Consider the following 5,845-nt stretch of genomic DNA (forward strand, 5'->3'; position numbering starts at 1 on the left):
CTCCAAAGGGGGGTCAGGGGTGGGGGGTTGGTCCGTACCGCACTTACGGGAAGCACTGATAGGAAAGTTTCCTACCAAACACCGGGATGGTCCGGTAACCCGTCCGCGTGAAGTTCGTAGGATCGAACAGTGCGGCCCCCACCGGGCGTCGTGCGCCGCGGTGGGGGCCGCGCCCCTCAGGTCACCCGTCCTGTGGGGGCGTTCGGTGCGTCACCCGCGAGGCGCCCCGGACCGCTGCCGCGCGTAGGCGTACAGCTCCTTCGACGTCGTGATCAGCTCCCGCCGCTCCTCCCGCGAACCGACCATCGGCTGCGAGCCCTTGAGCGGCACCTGGGCACTCTCCGGCAGGAACCGCACGGCCAGCAGGCCGATGGCGCCGGCCAGCATCAGGTAGTAGGCGGGCATCAGGTCGTCACCGGTGGCGTCGACCAGCGCGGCGGTGACCAGCGGAGTGGTGCCGCCGAACGCGGCCACGGCGATGTTGAAGCCGATGCCCATGGCCGCGTAGCGCACCGCCGTCGGGAACAGGGCCGGCAGGGTGGCCGCGCTGGGCGCGGCGAAGCAGGCCAGCAGGGTGGACAGCAGCAGCACCCCGAGGATCGGCGGCCAGGTCCCGTCCGCCTTGATCAGCAGGAACGACGGGACGGCCAGGACGATCATCGCGGCCGCGGCGACCGCGTAGACGGGCCGCCGGCCGACCCGGTCGCTGAGCCGGCCCAGGAAGGTGATCAGCACGACGATCCACACCATGCCGGTCAGCACCAGGACGTCCGCGGAGCCGCTGGAGCGGTGGAGCGTCTCGGTCTGATAGGTCGGCAGGTATCCGGTGACCATGTAGTTGGTGACGTTGTACAGCAGCACCAGGCCCATGCAGACCAGCAGCGCCGGCCAGTGGTTGCGGATGATGTCCTTGAACTCGCTGCCGGCCGACTCCTGCGCCAGGCCCTTCTCGTGCTCGTCGAGTTGCTGCTGGAAGGCGGGCGACTCCTCCAGCTTGAGCCGCATGTACAGGCCGATCACGCCGAGCGGCCCGGCGATCAGGAACGGGACGCGCCAGCCCCAGGAGAGCATCTGCGCGTCCGTCAGCAACAGGTTCAGCACGGTGACCAGCGCCGAGCCGAGGGCGTATCCGACGAAGGTGCCGAAGTCGAGCCAACTGGAGAGGAACCCGCGCCTGCGGTCCGGGGAGTACTCGGCCACGAAGGTGGTGGCCCCGCCGTACTCGCCGCCGGTCGAGAAGCCCTGGACCATGCGGGCCAGCAGGAGCAGGACGGGCGCGGCGATGCCGATGGTGGCGTAGCCGGGGATGATCCCGATCGCGAACGTCCCCACGGCCATCATGATCATGGTGGTCGCGAGCACCTTCTGCCGGCCGATCCGGTCGCCGAGCGGGCCGAAGACCAGCCCGCCGAGCGGCCGTACGACGAAGGCGGCGGCGAACGTGGCGAAGGAGGAGATCACCTGGGCGGCCGGGGAGGCGCCGGGGAAGAACACCTTGCCGATGGTGGCGGCGAGGTAGCTGTAGACGCCGAAGTCGAACCACTCCATGCAGTTGCCGAGCGCGGAGGCACCCACGGCCCGCCTGAGCAGCGGGGGCTCCACGACCTGGACGTCTTCCTCGCCGAAGGCCCGCCGGTTGCGGCGCAGCCTGCGTCCCAGCTCCTCGCGGACCTGCCGCGGCAGCTCAGCCACGGCCTCGGGCGCCCTCGGCCGCTCACCGTCGCGGGCTTCTCGTCCGGGCGTCGCCGTACCCACGGGCTCTCCTCTCGTCGAGGCCATTGCCGCGCACTCCCTGCGCACCCGCCCCGTCACCGCCCGTTCGACGGGCGCTGCGCGGCGTGCTCCTGCGCCTGCCCGTATTCACACCTGTCACACCAGCAACGCATTGCACGGGCCATCCGAGTGCCCCGGCCGCTCGATTCAGAAACGGCGCCGATCAATGCCATGAGGACCATCGGTTGGACTTACGAATCGGGCGGGCGCAGGGTGGACGGGGCCCTTCGCACCCGTCGGGCACCGACTACAGCACCACCCGGAGACGACCCGATGAACCACGTCGCGGACCCCGCTCGCTACGACGGCGCCATGCGCTACCGGCGCACCGGCCGCTCGGGACTTGACCTTCCGCTCCTGTCCCTGGGCTACTGGCACAACTTCGGCGACGACCGCCCCTTCGAGACCCAGCGCGAGATCGCCCTGCGCGCCTTCGACCTCGGGATCACCCACCACGACCTGGCCAACAACTACGGCCCGCCCTACGGCTCCGCCGAGATCAACTTCGGCCGGCTGCTCCGGCAGGACCTCGCCCCGTACCGGGACGAGCTGGTGATCTCCACCAAGGCGGGCTGGGACATGTGGCCCGGTCCCTACGGCCAGGGCGGCGGCTCCCGCAAGTACGTCCTGGCCTCGCTGGACCAGTCCCTGCGCCGCACGGGGCTCGACTACGTGGACATCTTCTACTCCCACCGGCTGGACGCGAGCACGCCCCTGGAGGAGACGATGGGCGCGCTCGACACCGCCGTCCGGCAGGGGAAGGCCCTCTACGTCGGGATCTCCTCCTACGACGCCGAGCGCAGCCGGCAGGCGGCCGCGATCCTGCGCGACCTCGGCACTCCGCTGCTCATCCACCAGCCGTCGTACAGCATGCTCAACCGCTGGGTCGAGACGGACGGCCTGCTCGACGCGGCTCAGGAGGAGGGCTTCGGTGTCATCGGGTTCACCGCGCTGGCGCAGGGCCTGCTGACCGGCCGCTACCTGGAGGGCATGCCGCAGGACTCGCGGGCCGCGCAGGGCAAGTCGTTCGACCCGGCCTGGCTGACCGAGGACATGCGGCGGCGACTGCGCTCGCTGAACGACATCGCCGCCCGGCGCGGGCAGACGCTGGCCCAGCTGGCGCTGGCCTGGGCGCTGCGGGACGAGCGGGTCACCTCCCTGGTCATCGGCGCCTCCCGCACGGAGCAGCTGGAGCAGAACGTGGCCGCGCTGGAGAACCTCGACTTCACCGCCGAGGAACTGGCCGAGATCGACACGTACGCCACCGACGGAGGCGTGGACCTGTGGCGGGACGCGCGCCTCGGCACCCTCGGGTGACCACTGGCACCGAGTGACATCAGCTATAGACATAAAGAAAAAGTCAGACATAATGGAGTCATTCGGACCGCGACCCCGTGCCCTCAAGGAGCCGCTCACCGCATGGCTTACGGAGCCCACCACAGCCCCTGTCTGCCGCCTCACCCCAATCTGACCCTGGCCCGCGACTGTGAGCACTGCCTGGGCTGGGGCACCGTCGTCACCCGCGACGGGACACACGAGCTCTGCCGTACCTGTCAGCCCGACACCTGGGGCGACGACGGGTTCGGCACGGGCCCGTCCCGCTAGGGGGTGTCCGCGAAGTCGGGCCTGCCCCCCGACGCCTGGCACGCACTCTCGCCGCGCCGCCCCCGGCGGGGCCGGCGCCTGCGGGACGTACGGTGGGGGGCATGGCCCCTCCCCTGCCGGGTCCCCTGGCCCACCTGGCGCCGCTGCTCGACCACTACGGCTACTGGGCGGTGGGTGCCATCGTCCTCGTGGAGGACTTCGGCGTGCCGGCGCCGGGCGAGACGATCCTGCTCGCCGCGGGCGTCTTCGCCGGCGCGGGCCGGCTGAACATCGTCGCCGTGGCGGCCATCGCCTTCGTCGCGGCCGTGCTCGGGGACAACATCGGCTACCTCATCGGCCGCAGCGGCGGACGCGCCTTCGTGCACCGCTGGGGGCGCTACGTCTTCCTGACCCCGAAGCGCTTCCAGGCGGCCGAGGAGTTCTTCCGCCGGCACGGCGGCAAGATCGTCACGGTGGCCCGGTTCATCAAGGGGCTGCGCCAGGCCAACGGCATCATCGCGGGCACCACGGGCATGCCCTGGCGCCGCTTCCTCCTCTTCAACGCCCTCGGCGCGGCCCTGTGGGTCGGCCTCTGGACCACCCTGTCCTACCTCGTGGGCAGCCACATCACGACCGTCTACGACGAGATCAGCCGCTACCAGGTCTACGTGCTCATGGCGCTCGGCGTGCTGTGCGCGGCCTTCGTCACCCGCCACGTCCTCCGCCGCCGCAGCGAACGCTGACCGGCGGCGGACCGCATCCCTATCCCTTGCGGGCGTAACTCCGGGGAGCGTCCTTCGCGGTGTCGTCGTCGGCCCGCTCGTGGCCGCCGCGCAGGGCGGAGGCGAGAGCCGAGACCAGCGCCATGCCGGCGGCGACGCCGAAGACGATGGTCAGCCCGTGGTGGAAGGGGCCGGACACCAGCCGCGGGAAGAACGTGTGGCCGGTCAGGGTGGCGCGCTGGGGCGCGGTCAAATGGTCGAGCGTGCCGCCGGTGCCGAGCAGGTGGGCGATGGGGTTGTTGCCGAGGAAGGTCGCGAAGAGGGTACTGACCGGGGGCAGCGAGGCCACCTCGTGGGCGGTGGCCGGGGGCACGCCGTGGGCCGTCAGACCGCTGCTGAGCGTGGCCGGCAGGGTGGCCGCGAGCCCGGAGACCATCAGCGAGAAGAAGACGCCGATGGACAGGGCGGTGCCCGAGTTCTGGAAGGTGGCCCGCATCCCGGAGGCGACGCCCCGGTAGCGGGGCGGGACGCTGCCCATGACCGACGAGGTGTTCGGCGAGGAGAACATGCCCTGGCCGAGGCCGTTGAGGAAGAGCAGCCCGGCGAACGGACCGTAGGCGAAGTCCACGGGCAGTGCCAGCAGGCCGAGGAAGGAGCCGGCGACCACGATCAGGCCGGCCGTGGAGAACAGGCGGGCGCCGAACCGGTCGGAGAGATAGCCGGAGACCGGCCCCGCTATCAGGAAGCCGAGGGTCAGCGGCAGCATGAAGACGCCGGCCCACAGCGGGGTGTCCTCGAAGTCGTAGCCGTGCAGCGGCAGCCAGATGCCCTGCAGCCAGATGATGAGCATGAACTGCAGACCGCCGCGGGCGATCGCGGTGAGCAGGGCGGCCAGGTTGCCCGCGGCGAAGGCCCGCACCCGGAACAGGGACAGCCGGAACATGGGCTCGGCGACCCGGGTCTCCACCACGCAGAACACCAGCAGCAGGAGGACTCCGCCGATCAGCCCGGAGAGCACCCACGGGTTGGTCCAGCCGGTGGGGTGGCCGCCGTAGGGCTGGATGCCGTAGGTGATGCCGGCGAGCAGGATGCCGGCGCCCGTGGCGAAGGTGACGTTGCCGAGCCAGTCGACCCGGCCGCGCCCGGCGGCGGCGGTCTCGCGCAGGCTGAGGTACGACCAGACGGTACCGGCCACGCTGACCGGGACGCTCACCCAGAACACCGCCCGCCAGTCGACCTCGGCGAGCAGACCGCCGGCGAGCAGGCCGAGGAACTGCCCGGCGAGCGCGGTGATCTGGTTGATGCCGAGCGCCGTGCCGCGCTGCCGGGCCGGGAAGGCGTCGGTGAGGATCGCGGCCGAGTTGGCGGTGAGCATCGAGCCGCCGAAGGCCTGGACGACGCGCCACAGGATCAGCCACAGAGCGCCCGCGCCGGCCCGGAACGGGTCGAGGGACAGGGCGACGGAGGCGAACGCGAAGACCAGGAACCCGAGGTTGTAGATGCGGACGCGGCCGAACATGTCGCCGAGCCGGCCGAGGACGACCACCAGCACGGCCGAGACCAGCAGGTACCCGAGGATCATCCACAGCAGGTAGCCGATGTTGCCCGCGGCGAGCGGGTCGAGGCCGATCCCGCGGAAGATCGCCGGCAGGGAGATGATCACGATGGAGGCGTCCATCGTGGCGATCAGGACCCCGAGCGTGGTGTTGGACAGGGCGATCCACTTGTAGCCGGGGCAGGGGGGCGTGTCCCGGCTACAAGTGGAT

5 protein-coding genes are annotated in these 5,845 nt (G+C 71.0%); 3 read left to right on the top strand and 2 right to left on the bottom strand.

The features are described from left to right. Positions 1-210: 210 nt before the first annotated feature. Positions 211-1,779 (bottom strand): MFS transporter, encoded by a 1,569-nt coding sequence (locus tag V7E45_RS38240; RefSeq protein WP_333778882.1) that lies wholly within the window; start codon positions 1,777-1,779, stop codon positions 211-213. A 267-nt stretch (positions 1,780-2,046) separates the two neighbouring features. Between V7E45_RS38240 and mgrA the strand changes: the two genes are divergently transcribed. The 3 genes from mgrA (at position 2,047) to V7E45_RS38255 (ending at position 4,100) form a co-directional block, all read left to right on the top strand. Beyond that, the gene (gene mgrA, locus V7E45_RS38245) at positions 2,047-3,090 is read left to right on the top strand and encodes an L-glyceraldehyde 3-phosphate reductase (RefSeq protein ID WP_333778883.1); all 1,044 of its coding nucleotides are present in this window, start codon (positions 2,047-2,049) and stop codon (positions 3,088-3,090) included. 102 nt (positions 3,091-3,192) lie between these two features. Beyond that, on the top strand, positions 3,193-3,378 hold the full coding sequence (locus V7E45_RS38250; RefSeq protein WP_333778884.1) for a hypothetical protein: 186 nt from the start codon (positions 3,193-3,195) through the stop codon (positions 3,376-3,378). Positions 3,379-3,479: 101 nt separating this feature from the next. Then, complete coding sequence (locus tag V7E45_RS38255) at positions 3,480-4,100, top strand: DedA family protein (RefSeq protein ID WP_333778885.1); 621 nt, start codon at positions 3,480-3,482, stop codon at positions 4,098-4,100. A gap of 19 nt (positions 4,101-4,119) precedes the next feature. Here the strand turns inward: V7E45_RS38255 and V7E45_RS38260 are convergent, their stop codons facing one another. Next, the gene (locus V7E45_RS38260; RefSeq protein ID WP_333778886.1) at positions 4,120-5,799 is read right to left on the bottom strand and encodes an MFS transporter; all 1,680 of its coding nucleotides are present in this window, start codon (positions 5,797-5,799) and stop codon (positions 4,120-4,122) included. Positions 5,800-5,845: the final 46 nt, after the last annotated feature.

Source organism: Streptomyces sp. IBSBF 3136 (genome assembly GCF_036815105.1).
Lineage (GTDB): Bacteria > Actinomycetota > Actinomycetes > Streptomycetales > Streptomycetaceae > Streptomyces.